Raw genomic sequence first — 23,415 nt, 5'->3', positions numbered from 1 at the left:
TCGCTCTGGATCTGCCCATGCTGGGCGCGTACCGCGGGCTCCAGTTCGGCGATGGCCTGGCGCACGGCGGTGATCTTCAGCAGAGTGGCGGCGCTCAGGTCGGCGCGCTTCTGGATCTGTTGCCGGGTGCGTTCCAGCTCCGCCGGATAGCGCTTGAGCAAGCTATTAAGTTCGCGCTTGAGGGCAACGCCAGCGTCTTCGGCGGCGGCTTTCTGGGTGTTTTCCAGGCCCATCATGGCGGCGAAATCATCGGTGCCGGATTCGCTGCTGGCGGCCACGCCCAATAAAGGCAGGGCTTCAAGCCGGTCGGCCTGGGCACGGATATTGTTCAGCTCGCGCTCGACGTCGGCGGCCAGTTCGCTGCGGCCGCTGCTCACCAGCTTGTCTCGGGCCAGGGAGAGTTTGCCCAAGTGTTGCGCGGCATTCAGCAGCAGCGGCAGGTAGGCCGGGGCGTCGGCATTCTTGGCGTCAGTGGCGTACTGGCTGAGCTGGTCGAGGTTGGCCCCCAGTTCGCGCTCGGCCTGCAGCAGCAGGGCCTGGGGGTCGCCCGCCAGCTTGCCGGCGGCCAGCAGGTCGGTCTTGCTGAAGTCGTCGAGGCTGGTCAGGCTCGGCCGCAGGCTTTGCGCCAATGGCGCTGGCAGCTGGTTGAGCTCGCCCTGCAGGGTTTCGATGGCCTGGGCCGCGGCGCTCAGGCGCAGGGCGTCGCCGCTGGCCAGGTAGTCCTCGATATTGCGCGCTGCCTGATTCTGGAACTGCTGGGACAGCCCCAGGTAGCGCTCCATCAACAGGTAGGGGCGTTCCAGGGCCCGCTGCGACCACCAGAGCGTCGCCCCCAGGGCCAGGCATACGGCAACTAACAGCAGGGTGTTGAGATTGGTCAGCAGCTTCAGGCGCATCGGGGCTCTACCAACGGCAAAAATGGTAAGCGCCTGAATTTATTGCGTTTGTATTACAAGGTTATGACCGACTCGGTGGAATCCGATGAAAAGCTGGCACTTTGACTTGATTGCCGCGCGGGCAGTACCCGGTTGCGTCCGCTGTGCTTGGCGCGGTACAGGGCTTCGTCCGCCTGGCTGGCCATCAGCAGGCTGTCGGAGTCGTCCTGCATCTCCACCACCCCGGCGCTGAAGGTGCACCACAGGTCCTGTGGCTGGGCCGGGTAGTGGATCTCGGCAAAGCGCTGGCGGATTTCGTCGAGCACCTTGCAGGCGGCGTCCTGGTCGGTGTCGGGCATGACGATGGCGAATTCCTCGCCGCCGTAGCGGCCGATGAAGTCGGTCTTGCGCAGGCGCTGCTTGAGAAACAGCGCCAGGCTCTTGATCACTCGGTCGCCCATGGGGTGGCCGTGGCTGTCGTTGACCCGCTTGAAGTGGTCGATGTCCAGCATGGCGAAGCTCAGCGGCTTGTTCTCGCGGCGGGCGCGGAAGCTGCAGTCTTCCAGCAGTTGCAGGATATGGGTGTGGTTGTACAGGCCGGTGAGGCTGTCGCGGACCATCCGCGCCTTGAGGTTGCGCGCCCGCGCCGCGCGGTTGCGCACGGTGGTGATCAGGTGCCGCGGCTTGATCGGCTTGGTGAGGAAGTCGTCGCCGCCTTCGCTCATGGCGTCCAGCTGTTTGTCCAGGTCGTCCTCGGCGGACAGGTAGATGATCGGCACGCTGACATAGCGGTCGTTGTGGCGGATCACCTTGGCCAGCTCGGTGCCGGTGCAGGCCGGCATGTACATGTCGAGGATGATCAGGTCCGGCTGGAAGTCCGCCAGTTCGGCCATGGCCTGGATCGGCTCGATCAGGGTGCGGGTGACGATGCCGGCGCTGTTGAGCAGGCGCTCGGTGTGCAGCGCCTGGGCCCGGGAGTCGTCGATGATCAGCACTTTATAGGGCTCGTACTGGGCGACGCAGGTCAGCACCTCGATCTTCTCCAGCAGGCTGGAGGCTTCCAGGGTGCCGGTGAGGAACTCCTCGCCGCCGGCGCGCACTGCAGCGAGGCGGGTCGGGGTGTCGGTTTCGTGCAGGCTGAAGAACAGCAGCGGCAGTTTCTGTTCCAAGCCGACCTGGGCCTCGGCCGCCAGGGTCAGGCCCATGCCGCTGCCGCAGAAGTCGACGTCGATAACGATGGCCGCCGGCAGACGCTCGACCATGGACGAGCGGAAGGCCGCGATGCTGTCCAGGGCCTGGGCGCTGAGGCCGAAGAACTCCAGCTGCTTGGCCAGGCGCTCGGCCCGATCGTAGTCCTGCAGCATGACGTAGATGGGTTTGCGCAGAGGCGGCAGGAAGGTCTGTTCGAGCTGGTCGCCGTGGCGCAGGCCGGTGCGTGACAGGCGTTGCATCAAGCGGTTGAGGTCGGTGATCAGCGAGCTGCTGAGGCGCCCGCGGTTGGCGTCCACCGCTTCCAGGGACTGGCTGATGCTGCGGGCCAGTTGGGTGTGCTCGGGCTGTTCGAAGCGTTCGGCGAAACGCAGCAGGCGCAGGTTGGCCTCGCACAGTTCCGACATGTCGGTGGTCGACCATTCGCTGCGTTGCAGACGCTGCCATATCTCAAGAATCTGACGTGCCTGATGAATTACCCGCTGGGCAAAGTGGTGCTTGAGGCGCTCACGGCTGGGGTCTTCTGGCTCGGTCATATCCTGACTACTAGTTAGGGTGCATGCTGAGATCGACTGGTGGCTCTATGCTAGCACCACTTTTGCGTCCCATGAGTGTCGTACGTCAATAATGTGCAAAGCCAAGCGATTCAGTTCTCGACCGACTGGTCGCATAGGTTCCGGCCCTTGCTTCATTTATAGTGGCTGCCTGATTCGCAATCATTGCGCGGCGCGCATTTGCCGGAATTGTTGTCCGTCAAGGCAAGGCACGATGGAGTAGGGTTGTGGTCGAACCGATGAACTCAAGTGATTGAAAGGACATAGCCATGCTGGATTGGAAGAACCGCGCAGGCAGCGCGCCGGATCGTACTGCCCAACCCAAGTCGGCGACACGCAGCTATTTCGGTGGCCTGCTGTTCAGTCGTGCCCTGGCCACCTTGCTGGGCCTGTACCTGTTGGTGACCGGTGCCCTGGGCTGGTACTGGAGCCAGGAGCCGGCACTGTTCCCGGTGCAGCAGAACGCGCAGATCGCCGCCGAGAAGGAAGGCCGGCAGATGGTGGTGGGCTACACCACGGTGGAAACCCTGAAGACCGTGGTCGGCACCCTGCTGGACAAGCCCGGTGGCTATATCTCCAACGACCGCTTCCCGCCGGGCCTGTGGATGGACAACATGCCGAGCTGGGAATACGGCGTGCTGGTCCAGGTTCGCGACCTGACCCGCGCACTGCGCAAGGACTTCGCCCGTTCCCAGTCGCAGTCCGCCGAAGACGCCGACCTGGCCAAGGCCGAGCCGCGCTTCAACTTCGACAACAAGAGCTGGATCCTGCCGTCCAGCGAGTCGGAGTACCAGGAAGGCATCAATTCTCTGAGCCGCTACCAGGCGCGCCTGTCCGACCCGAACCAGAAGACCGCGCAGTTCTACGCCCGGGCCGACAACCTCAACAACTGGTTGGGTGATGTCGGCACGCGCCTGGGCTCGCTGTCCCAGCGGCTGTCGGCCAGCGTTGGCCGGGTCAAGCTCAATACCGCGTCGAAAACCGAAGTCTCGGCTCCCGGGCAGGTGCCGCAGGTGGGCGAGGAAATCGAGGAAACCCCATGGATGCAGATCGACAACGTGTTCTACGAAGCCCGTGGCCAGGCCTGGGCGCTGTCGCATCTGCTGCGGGCTATCGAAGTGGACTTCGCCGACGTGCTGGCGAAGAAGAACGCCACCGTCAGCGTGCGCCAGATCATTCGTGAGCTGGAGGCGTCGCAGGAACCGGTCTGGAGCCCGATGATCCTCAACGGCAGCGGTTTCGGGGTGCTGGCCAACCACTCGCTGGTAATGGCCAACTATATTTCCCGGGCCAACGCGGCGGTCATCGATCTGCGTCAACTGCTCAATCAGGGCTGATCCATGGTCGCAACCCCCAACGAGGCGGCCCATCGTGCCGCCTCCGATGCCGAACAGATCGCCTGGGTCGATGGCGAAGACCAGCTGCTGGGTGCCATGGCTCGCTCTGAACTGCGCCAGCGTGCGCTGATCGGTCGCGGCACCTACATCATGCTGTTCAACTCCGCCGGTGAACTGTGCGTGCACCGGCGCACCCTGAGCAAGGCGGTCTACCCGGGCTACTGGGATGTCGCCGCCGGCGGCATGGTGCTGGCCACCGAGAGCTACGCCGAGTCGGCGGCCCGCGAGCTGGAGGAGGAACTGGGGGTGAGCGGGGTCGAGCTCGTCGCCCATGACCACTTCTATTTCGAGGACAGCGACAACCGCCTCTGGTGCTCGGCCTTCTCCGCGGAGTGGGACGGCCCGCTGCGCCTGCAGCCGGAAGAAGTGCTGGAAGCGCACTTCCTGCCCCTCGACCAGGTGCTGCGGGAAATCCACGAAAAGCCCTATTGCCCGGACTCCCTGGCCGCTTTGCAGCGCTATCTGGCGCGGCGTCGTTAAAGTTGCATAAATTGACGCTGATTGGCTCTTAGCAACCGGCCTTTTTGCCGTTACACTGCGCGACTTTTCAAGCTGAACCGGTGCCGCTGTTACCCGCGGCCCGGCTCAGTAGCGCTGCCCCTGCCTGAGTGGGGCTTCGCGGTCGACAGCCCCCTGTGCTGCGACCAGTCTTTGTCCTCCCAAGAGGATTGCCGGTGGCCAAAAAAGCCGCATCCTTCGCCGCCCTTGGTGGCCTGGTGTTTTCCACCGACGCAGGTCGACATTGCCCGGACTGTAGCCAGCCGGTGGCCGCCTGTATCTGCAAACAAAGCGTGATTCCCGCCGGCGACGGCATTGCCCGCGTACGTCGCGAGAGCAAGGGACGTGGCGGCAAGACGGTGACCACCATCACCGGCGTGCCCCTGGCCGAAGACGCCCTCAAGGAACTGGCCACGACGTTGAAGAAACGTTGCGGTACCGGTGGTGCCTTGAAGGATGGCGTGATCGAGATCCAGGGCGACCATGTCGAGCTACTCTTGGCGGAACTGCTCAAGCACGGTTTCAAGGCAAAGAAGTCCGGCGGCTAGCAGCCTCTGTGAAAACCACCTGTGACTGGATACCGCGCCGACCGACTGGGCGCGCGGCATCGTCTCCATGGTTTTCACAGAGCCTGTTCATGAACGGTTTCTAAACTCGGCACGGCAGGCGCGGTCTATTGCGCTTGCAGGCCAAATCGTCATTTTCATTCTTTAGACTGCGCCAGCCCTGAATCGGGGTGGCGCTCTATGACTTCTTTATAGGGGACTTCGATGTCCGTACGACGCACACGTAAAGACGATGGCAGCCAATGGACAGTTGCGGACAGCCGCAGTGTCTACGGGATCCGCCATTGGGGGGCCGGGTATTTCGCGATCAATGACGCCGGTCGCGTCGAAGTTCGCCCCAACGGCCCGAGCAGCTTGCCCATCGATCTGTTCGAACAGGTCGCCGAGTTGCGCAAGAGCGGCTTGTCGCTGCCGCTGCTGGTGCGCTTTCCGGACATTCTCCAGGACCGCGTGCGCCAGCTGACCGGCGCTTTCGACGCCAACATCGCGCGCCTGGAATACCAGAGCAAATACACCGCCCTGTACCCGATCAAGGTCAACCAGCAGGAAGCGGTGATCGAGAACATCATCGCCACCCAGAACGTCTCCATCGGTCTGGAAGCCGGCTCCAAGCCTGAGCTGCTGGCGGTGCTGGCGCTGGCGCCGAAGGGCGGCACCATCGTCTGCAACGGCTACAAGGACCGCGAGTTCATCCGCCTCGCGCTGATGGGCCAGAAGCTTGGCCACAACGTGTTCATCGTCATCGAGAAAGAGTCCGAAGTGGGCCTGGTGATCGAGGAAGCGGCATCGCTCAAGGTCAAGCCACAGGTTGGCCTGCGGGTACGCCTGTCGTCCCTGGCGTCGAGCAAGTGGGCCGACACCGGCGGCGAAAAATCCAAGTTCGGCCTGTCGGCGGCGCAGTTGCTGTCGGTGGTGGAGCGCTTCCGCGCTGCCGGCCTGGACCAGGGCATCCGCCTGCTGCACTTCCACATGGGCTCGCAGATCGCCAACCTGGCGGACTACCAGCACGGTTTCAAGGAAGCCATCCGCTACTACGGCGAACTGCGCAACCTCGGCCTGCCGGTGGACCATATCGATGTCGGCGGCGGCCTGGGCGTCGACTACGACGGCACCCACTCGCGCAACGCCAGTTCGATCAACTACGACATGGACGACTACGCCGGCGTGGTGGTGGGCATGCTCAAGGAGTTCTGCGATGCGCAGAACCTGCCGCACCCGAACATCTTCTCCGAGAGCGGCCGTTCCCTGACTGCCCACCACGCCATGCTGGTGGTGCAGGTCACCGACGTCGAGAAACACAACGACGACGTGCCGAAGATCGAGAACAAGGACGAGCTGCCGGAAACCGTGCAATGGCTGGTGGACCTGCTGGGCCCGACCGACATCGAGATGGTTACCGAAACCTACTGGCGCGCCACCCACTACATGAGCGACGTAGCCGCCCAGTACGCCGACGGCAAGCTGACCCTGGCGGAAAAAGCCCTGGCCGAGCAGTGCTACTTCGCCGTCTGCCGGCGCCTGCACAACTCGCTCAAGGCGCGCCAGCGTTCCCACCGCCAGGTGCTGGACGAGCTCAACGACAAGCTGGCCGACAAGTACATCTGCAACTTCTCGGTGTTCCAGAGCCTGCCGGACACCTGGGCCATCGGCCAGGTACTGCCGATCCTGCCGCTGCATCGCCTGGACGAAGAACCACTGCGCCGCGCCGTGCTGCAAGACTTGACCTGCGACTCCGACGGCAAGATCAAGCAGTACGTCGACGAGCAGAGCATCGAGACCAGCCTGCCGGTGCATGGCCTCAACGAGGGCGAGGACTACCTGCTGGGGATCTTCCTGGTGGGCGCCTACCAGGAAATCCTCGGTGACATGCACAACCTGTTCGGCGACACCGACTCGGTGAACATCTACCAGCGGCCCAACGGCAGCGTGTACCACGCCGGGATCGAGACCCACGACACCATCGAAGACATGCTGCGCTATGTGCACCTGTCGCCGGAGGAGTTGATGACTCATTACCGCGACAAGGTTGCCAGCGCCAAGATCAGCACCGCCGAGCGCACCCAGTTCCTCGACGCACTGCGTCTGGGCCTGACCCGCTCGTCCTACCTGTCTTCCTGACAACCAGGGCGGCGATCCACAACCCACCGCTTGCGGTGGGTTTTTTTTGCCTGGGCGTTGTGCTTTGCAGCTAGCCTGCACCCAGGCATCCGTGGTGGATGCAGCGAGGCTCAGTGATGAACCACCCTTCAAGCGCTGTCTGGCAGCAGTTGTTCGGCGCCCTGGTGATTGGCCTGCTGGTGGCCTGTTCGCCACTCAAGTTGCTCAACGCCCTGACCCCTGACAGTACCTTCAGCAAAACCTCCGGCATCGCCTATGGCAGCGACCCAAGGCAGAAGCTCGATGTCTATCAGCCCTGGCCTTTGAAGCCAGGGGCGCCGGTGGTGGTGTTCTTCTATGGCGGCAGCTGGAACAGCGGCTCGCGCAGCGACTACGAGTTTGTCGGCGAAGCCCTGGCTTCCCGCGGCATGGTGGTGGTCGTGGCGGACTACCGGTTGTACCCCCAGGTGCGCTACCCGAGTTTTCTCCAGGACTGTGCCCGCGCCGTGGCCTGGGCCCATGAGCATGTTGGCGACTTTGCCGGCGACCCCCGGCGCCTGTACCTGATGGGCCACAGCTCCGGAGCCTACAACGCAGCGATGCTGGCCCTGGACCCGCGCTGGCTGGCCGAGGTGGGCCTGAGCCCGCAGATGATCAAGGGCTGGATCGGCCTGGCCGGGCCCTATGACTTTCTGCCGATCCGCAACACCGCGGTACGGCCGGTATTTTTCTACCCCGACTCGCCAGAGGACTCGCAACCGATCAACCATGTCAGCCAGGGAGCACCTCCGGCGCTGTTGATGGCTTCCAATGACGATTCCCTGGTCAACCCGCAGCGCAACACCGGCGGCCTGGCCGGCCAGTTGCGGGCGGCCGGGGTGCCGGTGCAGGAGTTCCATTTCGCCCGCACCGGCCACGCCACCCTGGTGGCCGCCTTGTCCCGGCCCTTGCGCTGGATGGCCCCGGTGCTGCAGCGGGTCAGCGATTTCGTCGAGTCGCCCCCGGCTCAGTGAGCGCCGCTGAACCAGCGGTCCTGGCGTTCCAGGCGCCAGGCGCAGGCACCCAGGGTCAGGCTGCGCAGCAGCATGAACAGCAGGAAGCTCAACCACAGGCCATGATTGCCCAGGCCTTGCAGGGCCCAGGCGCAGGGCAACAGCAGCAGCAGGCTGAGGAGCATGCCGTTGCGCATTTCCCGGGCCCGGGTAGCGCCGATAAACAAGCCATCCAGCAGGTAGCTCCAGACCGCGATCAAGGGCAGCACGGCGAGGTAGGGCAGGTAGGCGAAAGCGGTCTGGCGCACCTCGGCAATATCGGTCTGCATCTCGATAAACAGATGGCCGCCCAGCAGGAACAGCAGGGCGAAGCCCAGGCTGGCCAGCAGTGACCAGCCGCCGGCCACCACCAATGAGCGGTGCAGGGCCAGGCGATCACGGGCACCTATGGCGTGACCGCACAGGGCTTCCACCGCGTGGGCCAGCCCGTCCAGGGCGTGGGCGGTCAGCAGCAGGCCATTGAGCAACAGGGCGTTGGCGGCCACCGTGGCATCCCCCAGCCGTGCGCCTTGCACCGTGATCATGAAGAACACCGATTGCAGGGCCAGGCTGCGAATAAAGATATCGCGGTTCACCGCCAGCAGCGGGCGCCAGCTGTGCCAGCGGCGCAGCGCGGCCCAGGCGATGCGTCCCGGGTAGGCGCGCAGGGCCGGGCGGGTCATGGCCAGGCCGAGCAGGGCGCCACTCCATTCGGCGATCACCGAGGCCCGGGCCGAGCCCTGCACGCCCCATTCCAGGCCCAGGACGAACCACAGGTTGAGGACGATGTTGATCAGGTTGGTGCTCAGCAGAATGGCCAGCGGTGCCCGGGCGTTCTGGGTGCCGAGGAACCAGCCCACCAGGGCGAAGCTGGCCAGGGCAGCGGGCAGGCCCAGCAGGCGGGTGTGGAAAAATCCCCGGGTCATCTGTTCCAGGTCTGCCGAGGGTTGCATCATTTGCAGGGCCGCGCCGCTCAGGGGCACGCCGATGGCGCTCAGCAGCAGCGCCATGCCCAGGGCCAGCAACAGCCCCTGCAGCAGTACCTGGCGCAGCGCCGCTCCATCGCCGCGCCCGGCGGCCTGGGCGGCAAAGCCGGTGGCGCCCATGCGCAGGAAACCCATGGCCCAGGCGAGAAAGGTATAGAGGCTGGCCCCCACTGCCACGGCGCCCAACTGGTGGGCGTGGGGCAGGTGGCCGATCACCGTGCTGTCCACCAGGGCCACCAGGGGCACGGAAATATTCGACAGGATCATCGGCGCGGCCAGGGCCCAGACGCGACTGTGGGTAGGGCGGTGACGCCAGGCGTTGATCAGGGGGGACATGAAGGCTCCTTGCGAGAGCCGGCATTGTAGCCTCGGCGTGGCAATGCGCCGAGGATCTGGCCGCAGGTCAGTGGATGATCCAGCTCAGCAGCCAGAGGCCGAGCACCAGCCAGATGATGCCGAGGATGATCGAGGCGCGCATAAAGGCGCGAATCGCCCAGTAGAGGAACAGCAGGCCGATGATCAGGCCGATGATGCTGACAATCGAAGTGTCCATACCCAAGGCCCGGGCCAGGCCGTCGACAAAGTTGCCACCGGCGTGGGTCAGGGTATTGAACAACCCGCTGAGCAGGTCGACGATAAAGCGGATAACCGAGCCGATGGCCTGACCGAGCCATTCGAAGAAACTTTCTGCCTGCATGTGCATGTCCTGATGGAAGAAGAGCGGGGCGCCGGAGCCTGACCTTGGGCATGCAAGCCCGGGTCGAGTTCCCGGTAAGCATAGAAGCTGCCAGGGGCGGCATATTCTACAGGAGCGGCTTGCGTCCCATGCCCATCCCCCGGAAGCTATAGGCCTTCAGGAGACCCCGATGAACCTAGAGCAACTGACCCAACGCCTGCATGCCATTCGTGACCACAACGACTGGCGGCAATTCCACAGCCCGAAGAACCTGGCCATGGCCGCCAGCGTCGAGATGGCCGAACTGGTGGAGATCTTCCAGTGGCTGAGCGAGGACCAGTCGCGGCAATTGCCGGCGGACAAGCTGGCCCACGCCGGACAGGAAGTGGGCGATATCGTCCTCTACCTGCTGTTGCTGTGCAGCGAACTGGGGCTGGACATGGAGCAGGTGGTGCGCGCCAAGCTGGCCGACAGCGAACGGCGGTTCTGCTCATGAGCGATCGGCATTTCGACCAACTGGCCACCCGTTTCGCCGAGAAGATCTATGGCGGTGCCAAGGGCGCGATCCGCCTGGCGGTGCTCCAGGCCGACCTCAAGGAAAGCCTGCCCGAGCGTCCGCTGCGGGTGCTGGATATTGGCGCTGGCCTGGGGCACATGTCCTTGTGGCTGGCCCAGCGCGGGCACCAGGTGACCCTGGCCGAACCCGCCGCGCCCATGCTCGAAGGCGCTCGCCAGCGCTTTGCCGAGGCTGGGCAGCAGGCGACCTTTATCCAGGCGCCGTGGCAGGAACTGCTGGGGCAGCTCACCGAATCCTATGACCTGGTGCTGTGCCACGCGGTGCTGGAATGGCTGGCCGAACCTCATTCGATCCTGCCGGTGCTGCACCAGCTGACGGCCGCCGACGGCTGGCTGTCCCTGGCGTTCTACAACCGCGATGCGCTGGTGTATCGCAACCTGCTCAAGGGCCATTTCCGCAAGCTGCGCAAGAATGACATGGCCGGCGAGAAACAGAGCCTGACCCCGCAACAACCCCTTGATCCGCGCGAGCTGGCGGCGCAACTTGAAGGCCTGTGGCAAGTCGAAAGCCAGAGCGGGGTGCGGGTATTCCACGATTACATGCCGGTGGAATTCCAGTCTCGGGCCGAGCTGACGGATTTGCTGGAAATGGAACTGGCTCACCGCCGTCACCCAAGTTTCGCCGGGCTTGGGCGTTATCTGCATTGGCTGTGCCGGCCGGTATAACGGAGTGCGCAATGAAAGGCCGCCTGGGTCTGATCCTTCTGTGTAGCGGGCTTGCCGCCTGTCAGGGCAGCAACCCCTATGTCGCCAGCAGCAACCCGCTGCCGCCGGCGCCGCCGCAAGCGGCCAATACCTTCGACCGCAGTGCCTACCCGGCCCCGCAACGCGACTATGGGCGCTACCGCAGTTGGGCCTGGCGCAACGGCCAGTTGCCTGCCGGCTCGGCCTGGGCCGACTCGGCGCAGATCGCCGACGCGGTGGGCGGTGCCCTGGACCAGCGTGGCTTGCGTCCGGTGTATGACCAGCGCCCGGCAGACCTGTGGGTGAGCGCCGACCTGCACCTGGAGAAGCGCCTGCGCCAGGTCCAGGACGATTACGGATATGGCGGTTACGGCGGCTACAACCGCTACGGCCCCGGCTATGGGATGTACGGCAGCGTACCTGTGGTGCGCACCTATGAAGTGGAAGTGGTGGTGGTCAGGGTCAATCTGTACGACGGCGCCAGCGGCCAGCCGGTGTGGAGCGCCAGTGCCGAGACCAGCAGTCGGGGCAGCCTGGGCGAGCGCGCCGATGCGCTACGCGAGGCGTTGAACAAGGCCATGGCGGCCTATCCTCCCAGCTAGCTCCAGGTTTTTGTCTTCACGCGGAGAAACAGCATGTTCCATCGAATCGCGTTACTGGTGTGTGCCGCCTTGCTCAGTGCCTGCGCCGCCGACCAGGTCAATCATGACTTCGACGCCAGCCGGGACTTTGGCGCCTACCGCAGCTGGAGCTGGAAAGAACCCGCCCTGCAATACCGGCCCGACGATCCGCGGATCAAGAGCGACCTGACCGAGCAGCGCATCCGCCAGGCGGTGGCCGAGCAACTGGATCAGCGCGGCCTGCGCCCGGCCCAGGGGGGGGCCAGGGCCGACCTGAAGGTGCAGGCCTACCTGATCGTCGAGGACCGCCAGCAGCAGGTCACCACCAACTATGGCGGCGGTTGGGGCGGCCCCTGGAACGGTTACTGGGGCGGGCCGATGTACAACGAGACGCGCAATATCACCTACAAGGTGGCGACTATCCAGATCGACCTGCTCGACGGCAAGGACGGCAAGCTGGTATGGCGCGGCAGTGACGAGCAGATGCTCAGCAACTCGCCCAAGCCCACCGATCGCAGCGCGGCGGTACGCACCACGGTGATGCGCATCCTGCAGAACTACCCACCGCACTGAGTTTCCTCTGGCCAGGGCCGCCAGTCCGCAGAACTGGCCCCTGGCCAGCGTGGCCTCTGGCCCTTGACTACACTGCTGGCATCGATGGAGTGCGCGCCCGGCTGCGAGCCGGTAAAGGAGTGCCACGATGCCCCCCCTGAAGCGATTTTGCGGCCCGACCCGGCAACGTGGCGCCATTGGCCTGATGGCGGCGGTGACCTTCGCCCTGGCGGCCTTGTTGATGCTGCTGGTGGTGGACAGCGGGCGCCTCTATATGGAACAGCGGCGCTTGCAGCGGGTGGCGGACAACGCCGCCCTGGAAGCGGTCAGCCGTGGCGGCAACTGCCAGGCCGGCCTGACTGCCGCCAGCTATGCCGGGCAGAGCGCCACCCGGAACGGTTTCACTGTCGCTACCGGCAGCAGCCTGAGCACCGCCTGTGGCACCCTGAGCACCGGGGCCACCGGCCTGCGCAGCTTCAATGTCGACGCCACGCAATCCGCCGCGGTGCGGGTAGTTGTCAGCAACACCGTGCCGATCAGTGTGGCGGCGGGGATTGCCGCCTTGTTCACCCCGGGCCCGACCAACCTCACCACACCGCTCAGCGCCACGGCGGTAGCGGCAGCGCCCTTGCCGCCCCTGGCGCAACTGAGCATCCGAAGCACCATCGCCACGGTTAACAGCGCCAACTCTCCTCTGCTCAACCTTCTGGTGGGCAGCATGCTGGGGGGCAGCCTGAATATCAGCGCCGCAGGCTGGAACGGCCTGCTCAACAGCAATATCAACCTGTTGAGCTATTTCAATCAGTTGGCCATCGACCTGGGGGTCAACGCCGGCAACTACAGCCAGTTGCTCAATACCCAGGCGACCCTGACCAAACTGATCCAGGCCGCCACCACCGTGGTCCAGGCCAATGGTGCCGCCGCCGATATACTCGCCACCCTGGGAACCCTGCAGGCAGCGGTGAGCGCTTCGCTGCCACAGGTCAAGCTGGGAGACATCCTGCAATTGCAGACCGGCGCTGCGGCCACCGCCCTGGATGGCAACCTGCAACTTTTCCAACTGCTGCAAGCGATGATCCAGCTGGCCAACAGCAAGAGCGCAGTGGCGGCGACGGTGCCGGCCAACCTGCTGGGCCTGGCCAATGTCACGGTGCAGGTCAAGGTCATAGAACCGCCGCAGTTGTCCGCCATTGGCGATCCGCGGTTGGCGATTCTCGACCCGACGGGCGCCAATCGCATCTATGTGCGCACGGCCCAGGTGCGTACCCTGGTTTCAGTCAACCTTACCGGTCTGGCTGGGGTCACCGGATTGGCCAATGCCTTGCTCGGGCTAGTGAGTTCGCTGGCGCAGCCTCTGAATGACCTGCTGAACCTGAACCTGGCGGCCACCATCAACTCGGTAACTTGCTTGTTGGGAGCGGGTTGCCAGCAGGTCGATCCCGAGGTGCTGCCCTCGCCACGGATCGATATCAACCTGGAGTTGGGGGGCGCCAAGGCCTATGTCACCAACTACAGTTGCCCGACGGGAAGCTCGGGAACCAAGAGCCTGACCGTGCACAGCGAGTCATCTGTGGCCGATATAAGGGTGGGGCAGATCGACCCTGTCGCGGCCTTTTCCTCTTCGGCAGAGCCCACGGTACAGCCGATACCAATCATCGATCTGGGCGTCTGGACCTGCCACAAGATCCTCGGCCTGGGCAGTTGTGGTCCGGCGCGCACCGCCTTTGCCGCAGGTGGTATCGGTCTTATGGTCAACTCCTCGGTAGGGCTCAGCCAGAGCGGGCCCAATGTCGGGCGCGATCTGGTCTACGCCAGCGGGGCGCCAGGCTTTGCCACACCGCCCAATCTCAAGCTGCCACCGGCCTATCAGAACGCGGCACCGACCAATAACCTGGTCAACGGCCTGGCGGGCACCATCAGCGGCATCAGCCTGAATGTGTATCAGCCGGTCAGCGCCAACCTTCTGGGAACGGTGATTGCTACAGCAGGAGGGGCGATAGGCGCAGTTACCAATTTGTTGATGCCGCTGATCAGCAACCTGCTGAGCCCCTTGCTCGACCCCTTGCTGAACAACCTGCTGACGGCACTGGGCATCAACCTGATGGACGTCGAGGTGGGCGCCAACATGACCTGCGGCCAGACCGGCAAGGCCTACCTGGTGATCTGATTGCCGTGCACGGTCGGCAGCTCGATGCAGAAGCGCGCGCCGTCCTGGCCATTGCTGACCCTCAGGTGCCCGCCCATGTTCTGCACGATGCCGTAGCTCACCGACAGGCCGAGCCCGGTGCCGATGCCCACCGGCTTGGTGGTGAAGAAAGGTTCGAAAATCCGCTCCAGCAGCCGCGGGTCGATGCCGCCGGCATTGTCCTCGACCCACAGTCGCACCCACTCGCCTTCGCGCTGGCCGTGCACGGCGATCCAGGGCTGGAAGTCACTGTGTTGCTCGCGCTTGCTCAGCAAGGCATCCCGGGCGTTGATCATCAGGTTGATCAGCACCTGCTCCAACTGGTCGACAAAACCCAGCACCTGAACCTTGAAGCCCAGCTCACTGATGCGCAGTTCCACGCCCTTGCCGCGCATGCCTTCGCCCAGCAACGACAAGGTGCCCTCGATGGCCTGGGCCGGGTCGAAGGGCTGCTGCTCCACTTCCGAGCGGCGGCCGAAGATCCGCATATGGTCCACCACCCGCGCGGCCCTTTGCACCTGGGCGTCGATGCGCTTGAGCTTGTCGGTGAGGTAGTCGACCTGCACCTCGCCATTGCCCAGGCGCTTGAGCACATTGACGATGGCCATGCGCATCACGTTCAGCGGCTGGTTGATCTCGTGGGCCAGGCCCGTGGCCATTTCCCCCAGGGTGGCCATTTTCGCGCTCTGGGTCAGTTGCTGCTGGGAGCGTCGCACCTCGGTGTTGTCGCGGCCCACGGCCTGGATCTCCAGCAGCAGGCCCTGCTCGTCGAATACCCCGCGATCCGACCAGACCCACCAGGCATGTTCGCGCCCCGGCAGTTGCAGGCTGATCTCGGCGGTGCTCACCGGAAATTCCGGGCTCAGCAGCTTGAGCCGTCGCTCGAAGCCTTCGCGCTGTTCGTTGGACAGCCACCGCCCGAGGTTGCTTCCCGGCAGGTCCTCGGCGGCCAGCTCCAGGTAGGCCGCCAGGGGGCGGTTGCCGAAGGTCAGGGTCAGGTCGGGGCGGTAGCGGCAAATCATCGCCGGTGAATCTTCCACCAGGATCCGGTAGCGCTCCTCGCTCTGGCGCACCTGTTCGGCGGCCAGGGTGGCTTCGGTGACGTCCAGCCACAGACCGACGGCCTCCACCGGCAGGCCCAGGTCATTGCGCAGCAGCCTGGCCTCGTCCAGCACCCAGTGGTAATCGCCACGGCTGTCGCGCAGGCGATAGCGGCTGTGCACACTGCCTTCGCGCAGTAACTGGCGGCAGCGCTGGAAGTACAGGTCCTGGTCCTCGGGATGCAGCCACTCCAGCAGCCGGCCGTTGGCACAGTCGTCCAGGCTCCAGCCCAACAAGGGTTGCAGGCTGGCGCTGAAGAAACTCGGTAACAGCGCGCCTTCGCGGTAGTCCTGGACATAGATCACCGCCGGCGAGCTGGCAATCAGGTTGTCCAGTCGCGCGTGGGCCGCCGCGGCCTGTTGTTCCTGGTTCTTGATGTCACTGATGTCCAGCATGAAGCCCAGCAGTCGCTGGTTTTCCCCGCGCCCCAGAACCTGGCCCTGCAGGCGGTACCAGCGCGGGGGCGATGCGGCGTCGGTGGGCAGCAGGCGCACGCAGAGCAGCAGCGGCTTGCCCTGTGCCAAGGCTTGCAGGCGCAGGCCAAGCTCGCCGCGATCGGCGGGATGGATCAGTTCCAGCCAGGCCTGCACCGGCAGTTGCGAAGCGGCATCGGGCAGGTTCAGGCTGGCGGCCAATGGGCTGGCCAGGAGTATTTCCGCGGTGCTTGGCAGCAGCTCCCACCAGCCCGCACCTAGCAGGCTCTGCAAGGCTTCCAGGCGTTCCAGTTGCAGATGATGCTGGTGTTCGCGCAGGCGCCCGAGCAAGGGCCCAGCCAGGGCCGAAGCGAGCAGCAGCCAGTCGCGATCCAGCAGGTTGGGCGCTTGCTGGTGCACCCCGTAGTCGCCACACAGCAGCCAGGCGGCGACCCCGTGATCGTCCCGATAAGGCACCAGCAGGCCCGGGCGGTGGGCGAAGATGCCCTGCAAGCGTGGGTGTTCGTTGAGGCCCTGGACCTGGTTCAGGCGCAACGGCAGGTTGCCGCTCAGGCTGTCGAGGCCGCTGCCCAGAGGCTGGCCCTCCTGCCACAGGCGGGGGGCGTCGTGGGCGTGGTAGCAACTGTGGACCAGCCAGCCCTGTTGCTGTTCGTCCAGTAGCGCCAGGGCGACACAGGGAATGTGCCAGTAGTGCGCCAGGTCGGTGAGCTGGTCGTGCAGCACGTCGTCCAGGCGCGCTTGGCCGCACAGGCGCAGCTGTTCGCTGATCTGCGTGGCGAAGATCTGGCATTGCTCCCGCTCCAGTGACTGTTGGCGCTGTTGCACCAGGTCGCCGATGTCCAGCAGTTGCAGGTGCCATTCCTGGGCCCAGCGCTGCACCCAGCCTCGCAGGTGCAGAGGCTTGCCGCCGATGCCACGCAGCTCCAGGTCGAGGATTTGCCCACTCCAGTCGGCGGGGCTGCCTTCCAGGGCCAGGGATTTGCCGGGCACCAGGTAGTCCTTGAGGTGGGTCGGCTCAGGGCTGGGGGGCAACTGGACCAGGGCATGCCACAGCGGACCGCCCATGCTGAGGATTCGTCCGTGCTGATCCAGCACCAGCAGCAGGCCCATGGCCTGGGACACCGGGGTTGCCTGGGGCGCCTCGGCCAGCGAGGGTTGGCGGCCCAGGAGCCGTCCGAACAGCTTGTCGCCAGGGGTCAAAATTGCAGACTCGAGCTGACGGAAAGGGTGGCGGGCAGATTGGGCACGCTGCCGATCACCGGCAATACCACCAGGGGCAGCACCTGGGTCAGCTTGTTGCTGGGGTAGTTCACCGCGACGGTCAGCACACCGGCGCTGTACACCGCGCTGTAGTCGGTGGCGGTGAAGTTGAAGGCGGCGGGGATCCACCGGGTCTGGCTCTGTATCACGCTCAAGGCCAGGTTCTGCACCGTGCTGGTGTAGTTGGCGCTGTTGGGGTCGACCATCACCGCGCGGCGCAGTGCCTCGGCGGTGGCTTGGTGGAACGACTGCATCATCAACAGCGGCACGCTGTAGCTGACCAGGCCATAGAACACCGCGAAGAACATCACGAAGACCGCCGCGAACTCGATCGCTGCTGCCCCTTTCTGCTTTCTCGCCAGGCCCGGTTTCATGAGTGCGTCTACCCTGACAACCACTATGTCCATTGAGCATAGGATCATTCCGGCAAAAGGAACGCGGCAGCCTATGCAATTCTTGGTTTTATGGGCCTGGCTGGCCCTCTGTGCGGTGCAGGACCTGCGTCGGCAGCACATCGCCAATGCCTTGACCCTGGGGCCGGCGTTGCTGGCGGCGGTCTACCTGCTGTGGACCGGCTCCACCTGGCTCGGGGCGCCGGCCGGGCAAGGCGGCTGGGCCCTGCTGCTGGCCCTGCTGTTCACCCTGCCGGGTTACGCCATGGGGCGGATGGGCGCAGGCGACGTCAAGCTGATGGCGGCCCTGGGGCTGGCGTCTGATCCGCTGCACCTGTTGGGCACTTTTATCGGCGCCGGGGCCTGCAGCCTGCTGTGGCTGCTGGTCGCTTCCAGGCCCGGCGCTGCACAGAAACAAGGGCTTGCGCCGCAAGGCGAAGCGAGCGCTGGCGAAAGGTCAAAAAAATACCCTTTCGCCCCCTGTGTACTGCTGGGAATGCTCTTGACTGTGAGCGTGATCCACTAGTCGCCAGGGGTGTTAATGCTATGTACATAGTCGGAAAGTCGGTCTAGGTTTTATCCAGTGGAGCCCCAGGAATTTCTGGGCGGGACAGGAGCGCCAGCACGGAGTTGCATGTGAACAAGTTCACCTCAGCGATAAAAGTACTAGTGGTCGATGATCAACCGCTGATTGTCGAAGAATTGTGCGAATTTCTCGAAAGCAGTGGTTATCGATGTGTGCCTTGCGAGTCCAGCCGCCAGGCACTGGACTGCTTCAACAAGGACCCGGAAATCGCCCTGGTGCTGTGCGACCTGCATATGCCCGAACTGGACGGCATCCAGCTGGTGCAGGAGCTGCAGCAACTGGCCGGCAAGCATCGAGTGTTCGAGGCCATCATGCTCACTGGGCAGGCCGACAAGCAGGATGTGATCAAGGCCCTGCGCGCCGGTATCGCCGATTATTACCAGAAGCCCATCGACCTCGATGAACTGCTCGAAGGCCTGCAGCGCCAGGAAGTTGCCCTGCAGGAGCGGCAGAAGAACCTGCAACTGGGGCAGTTGAACCAGAAGCTGCAATTTCTCTCGGAATCCATCAACGATCTGTATCAGGACCTGGACAAGGTCCGCCGTCCCCCTGCTGCCGGCCGCAGTGCCGGGCCTGCCGAGCAACCCGGTGAGGGCGAGGTCATCGAGATACCGGCGATCTTCAACCAACTGTCGCCACGGCAGCTGGATGTGGCGCGGCTGGTGGGCAAGGGCCAGACCAACTACCAGATCGCCTGTGAACTGGGGATCACCGAAAACACCGTCAAGCTCTATGTGTCCCAGGTGCTGCGCCTGACCCATATGCACAACCGCACCCAGCTGGCGCTGGCTCTATCGCCGAGCAATTCGGGTTTCGGCCAGCGGGTGACTGCGCACTGATCAGTAGGAAAAGGCCCGGGCGATGGCGGTAAAGCCCGGGCCAGCCAGCACGATCAGCAGCGCCGGGAAGAGAAACAGCATCATCACCACCGACATCTTCGCCGACATCTTCGAGATGTATTCCTGCAGGCGGGTCAGACGCCGGTCATCCAGCAATTGCTTGAGGGTCTGCAGGGACTTCATCGCTCCGCCGCCTTGCAGAATCAGCTGCTGGAGAATCACGCAGGTGTCGGTGAATTCGTCCACGGCCAGCAGGGTTGCGGTCTGGTTGAGCTGCTGGCCCAGTTCCAGGCCGGAGTCGACCCGCGCCAGGATCAGGCGCAACTCGTGGGTCAGTTCCGGCAGCAGTTTGCGGGCCTCGGTGCTCAGCACTCGCAGGGCTTGCTCCACCGCCATGCCAGATTCGAAAAGGATGCGCAGTAAGGGAATGAAGGTAGAGATTTCCCGGGCCAGGCGTTTCTGCCGGCGCTGGGCGGCATAAGCCAAGGCCCGCTTGGGCAGCAGGTAGCCGGCGCCGATGGCGAGCAGCGGCAGCAGCCATTTGTTCTGCGCCTGGGCGAAGGCCACCTCCTGCACGAAAATCACCAGGCACAGCGCCAGCACAGGCCCGGCCAGCTGGCAGGCGGCGAACAGCGAGCGCTGGTTGGCGCGGCGCCAGCCCAGGCGGTTGAGCAGGGTCTGGGTTTCGCTGTCCATGCTCACCGCGCGCTGGCCGAAACGGCTCTCGCCCAGTTGGCGTAACCAACTGCCCAGGCGGTGTTCACGGCTCATGTTGCCCAGCAGCCGCTGGGTGATCTGGCGCTCGCGGCGGCGCTGCTCCAGCAGGCCGTTGCCCAACAGCAGCAAGGCGCCCAGCAACAGCAGTACAGCGGCCAGTACCAGCATTTCAGATACTCCTCAGCATGCGCCACAGGGCCAGGCAGCCGAAGACTTGCAGGCACAGCGCGGCGATCAGCATGGTCTGTCCGGAAGGGTCGTGCCACATGCCCAGCATGTAGCCCGGGTTGGTGAGCATGAAGTAGCCCAGCATGAGCAAGGGCAACAGCCCCAGGACCCAGGCGGTCAGGCGGGTTTCCCCGGTCATCGCGCTCAGTTGCCGAGCGCCTTGTTCGCGCTCGCGAATCAGCTTGATCAGGTTCTCCAGCAGTTCGCTGGCATTGCCGCCGTAGCGGTGATTGACCTTCAGGCCAAGAGCGAACATGCGCAGTTCGTCCTGTTCATAGAACTCGGCGAAATCATGCACCGCGTCCGGCAGGTTGACCCCCAGCTGGACGTTGCGCTGGATACGCCCCATGGCCTCCTGCAGCGGGTCGTTGCTGGCCTCGATTGCGCCCAGCACGGCGTCCGCCAGGGTGCGCCCGGACTTCAGGCTGCGCACGCTGTGGTCCAGCAGGGCCGGCAACTGCTCGATCATGCGCTTGAGCCGACGCTGGTAGCGCCAGGCGACATAGAGCCGCAGCAGCAGCGGCGGTGCGAGCACGCCGGCCAGCAGGCCGGGCCAGTCCGCCAGCAGGTAGCCCAGCAGCATGGCCAGGGCCCAGAGCGCCAGCCACAGGCCCAGGCGCGCGCCGGGCTGGCCCAGGCCGGCGCGGGCGAAGGCGCGTTCCAGGTCGCCCCAGGAGTTGTGTTGCACCGATACGTCGGGTTGCCCTTCGGCCAGGCGGTTGAGCACCCGCTCGCGTTCGGTCTTGCGCACGCCGTGATAGAACAGCCAGCCGGAAAGCCCCAGCAGAAGCAGGCAGATCAAGGTAAACAGCAGACCTATCATGGGCCACCTCGCAGGCTCAGTGGGCGCCCTGGCCGCTGTCGCGGCGCAGCTTGTCACCCGCCGGATTCATCGCCTCGCGCTCGAAGCCGAAGCCGCTGCGGCGATTCAGTCGGAACAGGGTATTGGTGACGTAGATGTCCTCGCGAATGCCCACCACCTCCACCACTTCGCTGACGCAGCGGCGGCCATCGGGCAGGCGGGTGAGTTGGATCACCACATCCAGGGCGGCGCAGACCATCTGCCGCAGCGTGCGCTCGGCGATCTGCCGGCCGGTCAGCCCCACCAGGGTTTCCAGGCGCAGCAGGGCGTCCTGGGCGTTGTTGGCGTGCACCGTGCTCATGGAGCCGTCGTGGCCGGTGTTCATCGCGGTCAGCACATCCAACACTTCCACGCCGCGGATCTCGCCAAGGATGATGCGGTCGGGGCGCATGCGCAGGGCGTTGCGGATCAGGTCGCTGGCCTTGACCTCGCCATGGCCCTCGGCATTCGGCGGGCGGGTTTCCAGGCGCACCACGTGGGGGTGTCCCAGTTGCAGCTCGGCCACGTCCTCGATGGTCACTAGCCGTTCGTTGGGGTTGATCAACTGGCTGAGGATATTCAGCAAGGTGGTCTTGCCGGTGCCGGTGCCGCCGCTGATCAGGATGTTGCAGCGCTTGCCCACCGCCTCCTGGATAAATTCGAAGATCGCCAGGTCGATGGTCTGCATGGCGATCAGGTCGCTGCTCTTGAGCATGTCCTTGCGAAATTTGCGGATCGACAGGCAAGGGCCGTCCAGCGCAATGGGTGGAATGATCGCGTTGACCCGGCTGCCGTCCGGCAGGCGCGCATCGACCATCGGCGAAGACTCGTCGAGGCGCCGCCCCAGGGGCGCGAGAATCCGCTGCATGACACGCTCCACATGGTGCGCATCGATAAACCGCAGGTCGCTCTGGTGCAGCACGCCATCGCGCTCGACGAACACCCGGTGCGGACCGTTGACCAGGATCTCGGTCACCGCCGAGTCACGCAGCAGCACTTCCAGGGGGCCGAAGCCGGTCAGTTCGTCGACTATTTCCTCTGCCAGCCGCTCCATTTCATAGCGAGAGATCGCCAGGTGCATGCGCGCGATGTACTCCGCCGCCTTGTCGGTGACGAACTGCGCCAGGCTCTGGCGGGAGCTTTCCAGCAGGTTCTTCCCCGACTCCTCAATGGCATCGATGATGTAGCGATGCAGCACCAGCTTCAGGCCTTCGTGGTCGCTGTTGCCGGAGGTGGCGCGGGCTGGGGCGCCAAAGAGTTTTTCGCCGTTCATCTGCCCCCCATGATCCGGTTGAGCCAGCCGGCCTTGGGTCGGGGCAGGCCTTCGGAACGTTTCGCCAGCCGTTCGCCCAGGGTCCGCAGGCTTTGCGTCAGGGCCTCGCGGGGGGCCAGCTCGAACAGGGTCACGCCCTGGTTCTTGGCATTCAGGCGGACCTCGGGGCTGTAGGCCAGGACTGCAATCACCTCCAGGCCGAAGGTCTTGCCCAGGGTGTCGGAGTCGGGGGCGACGGCGCGCAGATAGCGGTCCACCAACAGCTTCGCGTGTTCCAGCTTCATGCCCTTTTCCCGCCAGTAATTGAGCACCGCCAGGTTGCGCCGGCAGTCGAGCACGCTCTGGTCGGTGCGCCAGAGCAGTTTGTCGCAATGGCTGACGAAGGTGCGCAGGGCCTCGCTGTCGGGCTGTCCGGCAAGGTTCACCACAATGTGCTGGAAGTGCTGGCGCAGGGCGCTGAGCAACATGTACAGCTCCGCTGCGCTGGTGTTTTCCAGGGGCCCGTCGTGGCTGGCGTAGGCGAGTATCCGCAGGCCGGCTTCGGCACTGGTGAAGGCGCTGTCGATCAGGGTGGTGTCCAGGCGGCGCAGGTGACGCAGGGCGTCGCCGAAGTGGAACGAACTCTCCAGCCCCCACAGGGCCAGGCTGTCGCCTCGGGGCAGACCCAGGTCGAGCAGCAGGGTTTGCTGGCCGCTCTTCTGCACCACCAGCGCCAGGTGCCCGGCCAGCAGCGCACCATCGCCATCGCTCTGGGTACCGTAGAGCACGGTCAGGCCCCCCAACTGAGTGCTGGGTGTCACCGCCGGCAAGCGTTTGCTCAGGCGCCGGACCAGCCCGGCCACTTCACTGGAGCGCGAACCATAGGCCACGAAGTCGCGGGCCCCGGCGCGCATGGCGTTGAGTACCAGTTGATTGTCCATGCCGTCGCCCAGGGCGACGATCGCCAGCATCGGCTTGGCTTCCAGGGCGCCTTCGATCAGCGCGGCCTGGGCCACCAGGTGCTCGCGATCGAGGCCGACGAACACCAGGTTGGCGAAGGTCACGTCCACCAGCGCCAGCAGCTCGTCGAGGCTGCCATCGGCCCCCACCACCTGGCCCAGGGGCGCCAGCGCGCCTTGCAGCCACTCGAGGTCGGTGCTGTTGCGGGTGATGGCGAGAAAGGTCTGGCTCAGGTCCTGGCTCATCGCGATCGCCTTTGGTGTGTGTCAATGCGGGCAGCGGACCCTTGATCCAGGCCC

The 23,415-nt window shown here is 64.8% G+C and carries 21 protein-coding genes; 12 read left to right on the top strand and 9 right to left on the bottom strand.

Annotated features, from left to right (window positions below; genetic code table 11):
• Window positions 1–949 precede the first annotated feature (949 nt).
• Entirely contained in the window at window positions 950–2,620 is a 1,671-nt protein-coding gene (gcbA, locus tag J4P02_RS06070) for a diguanylate cyclase GcbA (protein ID WP_426188682.1), read from the bottom strand.
• Window positions 2,621–2,907: 287 nt separating this feature from the next.
• On the opposite strand from gcbA, the gene J4P02_RS06065 reads away from it, so the two are divergent.
• The 5 genes from J4P02_RS06065 to J4P02_RS06045 all read left to right on the top strand — a co-directional run bounded on the left by J4P02_RS06065 (window position 2,908) and on the right by J4P02_RS06045 (window position 8,209).
• On the top strand, window positions 2,908–3,975 hold the full coding sequence (locus tag J4P02_RS06065) for a DUF2333 family protein (protein ID WP_426188681.1): 1,068 nt from the start codon (window positions 2,908–2,910) through the stop codon (window positions 3,973–3,975).
• A gap of 3 nt (window positions 3,976–3,978) precedes the next feature.
• Window positions 3,979–4,515, top strand: a complete 537-nt coding sequence (locus J4P02_RS06060; protein WP_426188680.1) for an NUDIX hydrolase — start codon at window positions 3,979–3,981, stop codon at window positions 4,513–4,515.
• A 194-nt stretch (window positions 4,516–4,709) separates the two neighbouring features.
• Entirely contained in the window at window positions 4,710–5,081 is a 372-nt protein-coding gene (locus tag J4P02_RS06055; RefSeq protein WP_426188679.1) for a translation initiation factor Sui1, read from the top strand.
• 222 nt (window positions 5,082–5,303) lie between these two features.
• Window positions 5,304–7,217 (top strand): arginine decarboxylase, encoded by a 1,914-nt coding sequence (speA, locus tag J4P02_RS06050; RefSeq protein ID WP_426188678.1) that lies wholly within the window; start codon window positions 5,304–5,306, stop codon window positions 7,215–7,217.
• Window positions 7,218–7,333: 116 nt separating this feature from the next.
• Window positions 7,334–8,209, top strand: coding sequence for an alpha/beta hydrolase (locus J4P02_RS06045; protein ID WP_426188677.1), 876 nt, complete (start codon window positions 7,334–7,336; stop codon window positions 8,207–8,209).
• Here the strand turns inward: J4P02_RS06045 and J4P02_RS06040 are convergent.
• Together J4P02_RS06040 and J4P02_RS06035 are read right to left on the bottom strand one after the other, a co-directional pair.
• A complete protein-coding gene (locus J4P02_RS06040; protein WP_426188676.1) occupies window positions 8,203–9,549 on the bottom strand; it encodes an MATE family efflux transporter in 1,347 nt (448 codons plus the stop codon). The genes J4P02_RS06045 and J4P02_RS06040 overlap by 7 nt on opposite strands.
• Window positions 9,550–9,616: 67 nt before the next feature.
• Window positions 9,617–9,910: a hypothetical protein gene (locus J4P02_RS06035; protein ID WP_426188675.1), complete on the bottom strand. Its 294-nt coding sequence runs from the start codon at window positions 9,908–9,910 to the stop codon at window positions 9,617–9,619.
• Between the two features lie 169 nt (window positions 9,911–10,079).
• Between J4P02_RS06035 and J4P02_RS06030 the strand changes: the two genes are divergently transcribed.
• The 5 genes from J4P02_RS06030 to J4P02_RS06010 all read left to right on the top strand — a co-directional run bounded on the left by J4P02_RS06030 (window position 10,080) and on the right by J4P02_RS06010 (window position 14,488).
• On the top strand, window positions 10,080–10,385 hold the full coding sequence (locus tag J4P02_RS06030) for a MazG-like family protein (protein ID WP_426188674.1): 306 nt from the start codon (window positions 10,080–10,082) through the stop codon (window positions 10,383–10,385).
• On the top strand, window positions 10,382–11,131 hold the full coding sequence (locus J4P02_RS06025; protein WP_426188673.1) for a methyltransferase domain-containing protein: 750 nt from the start codon (window positions 10,382–10,384) through the stop codon (window positions 11,129–11,131). The genes J4P02_RS06030 and J4P02_RS06025 overlap by 4 nt, the downstream gene beginning before the upstream one ends.
• An 11-nt stretch (window positions 11,132–11,142) precedes the next feature.
• Complete coding sequence (locus tag J4P02_RS06020) at window positions 11,143–11,751, top strand: DUF4136 domain-containing protein (RefSeq protein WP_426188672.1); 609 nt, start codon at window positions 11,143–11,145, stop codon at window positions 11,749–11,751.
• Window positions 11,752–11,784: 33 nt separating this feature from the next.
• Window positions 11,785–12,342, top strand: a complete 558-nt coding sequence (locus J4P02_RS06015) for a DUF4136 domain-containing protein (protein ID WP_426188671.1) — start codon at window positions 11,785–11,787, stop codon at window positions 12,340–12,342.
• A gap of 127 nt (window positions 12,343–12,469) precedes the next feature.
• Window positions 12,470–14,488 carry a pilus assembly protein TadG-related protein gene (locus J4P02_RS06010; protein WP_426188670.1) on the top strand — a complete coding sequence of 673 codons (2,019 nt, stop codon included), beginning with the start codon at window positions 12,470–12,472 and terminating at the stop codon, window positions 14,486–14,488.
• Here the strand turns inward: J4P02_RS06010 and J4P02_RS06005 are convergent.
• Together J4P02_RS06005 and J4P02_RS06000 are read right to left on the bottom strand one after the other, a co-directional pair.
• Window positions 14,473–17,241 carry an ATP-binding protein gene (locus J4P02_RS06005; protein WP_426188669.1) on the bottom strand — a complete coding sequence of 923 codons (2,769 nt, stop codon included), beginning with the start codon at window positions 17,239–17,241 and terminating at the stop codon, window positions 14,473–14,475. The two genes, J4P02_RS06010 and J4P02_RS06005, sit on opposite strands and share 16 nt — an antisense overlap.
• Window positions 17,238–17,675 carry a TadE/TadG family type IV pilus assembly protein gene (locus tag J4P02_RS06000; RefSeq protein WP_426188668.1) on the bottom strand — a complete coding sequence of 146 codons (438 nt, stop codon included), beginning with the start codon at window positions 17,673–17,675 and terminating at the stop codon, window positions 17,238–17,240. Before J4P02_RS06000 ends, J4P02_RS06005 begins: the two co-directional genes overlap by 4 nt.
• A gap of 73 nt (window positions 17,676–17,748) precedes the next feature.
• Between J4P02_RS06000 and J4P02_RS05995 the strand changes: the two genes are divergently transcribed.
• On the top strand, window positions 17,749–18,219 hold the full coding sequence (locus tag J4P02_RS05995) for an A24 family peptidase (RefSeq protein WP_426188667.1): 471 nt from the start codon (window positions 17,749–17,751) through the stop codon (window positions 18,217–18,219).
• 110 nt (window positions 18,220–18,329) lie between these two features.
• Window positions 18,330–19,118, top strand: a complete 789-nt coding sequence (locus J4P02_RS05990) for a response regulator (RefSeq protein WP_426188666.1) — start codon at window positions 18,330–18,332, stop codon at window positions 19,116–19,118.
• Here J4P02_RS05990 and J4P02_RS05985 read toward each other — a convergent pair whose 3' ends face one another.
• The 4 genes from J4P02_RS05985 to J4P02_RS05970 are packed head-to-tail and all read right to left on the bottom strand — an operon-like array spanning window position 19,119 to window position 23,361.
• Entirely contained in the window at window positions 19,119–20,003 is an 885-nt protein-coding gene (locus tag J4P02_RS05985; protein ID WP_426188665.1) for a type II secretion system F family protein, read from the bottom strand.
• Between the two features lies 1 nt (window position 20,004).
• Window positions 20,005–20,886, bottom strand: a complete 882-nt coding sequence (locus J4P02_RS05980) for a type II secretion system F family protein (protein WP_426188664.1) — start codon at window positions 20,884–20,886, stop codon at window positions 20,005–20,007.
• Between the two features lie 16 nt (window positions 20,887–20,902).
• On the bottom strand, window positions 20,903–22,177 hold the full coding sequence (locus tag J4P02_RS05975) for a CpaF family protein (protein ID WP_426188663.1): 1,275 nt from the start codon (window positions 22,175–22,177) through the stop codon (window positions 20,903–20,905).
• Window positions 22,174–23,361: an AAA family ATPase gene (locus J4P02_RS05970; protein WP_426188662.1), complete on the bottom strand. Its 1,188-nt coding sequence runs from the start codon at window positions 23,359–23,361 to the stop codon at window positions 22,174–22,176. Before J4P02_RS05970 ends, J4P02_RS05975 begins: the two co-directional genes overlap by 4 nt.
• Window positions 23,362–23,415 lie beyond the last annotated feature (54 nt).

Origin of the sequence: Pseudomonas sp. NFXW11 (genome assembly GCF_049887815.1) — a bacterium.
Classification (GTDB): Bacteria; Pseudomonadota; Gammaproteobacteria; order Pseudomonadales; family Pseudomonadaceae; genus Aquipseudomonas.
Note: the sequence above shows the minus strand (reverse complement) of the source record. Positions and strands in the feature narration are given on the sequence as shown.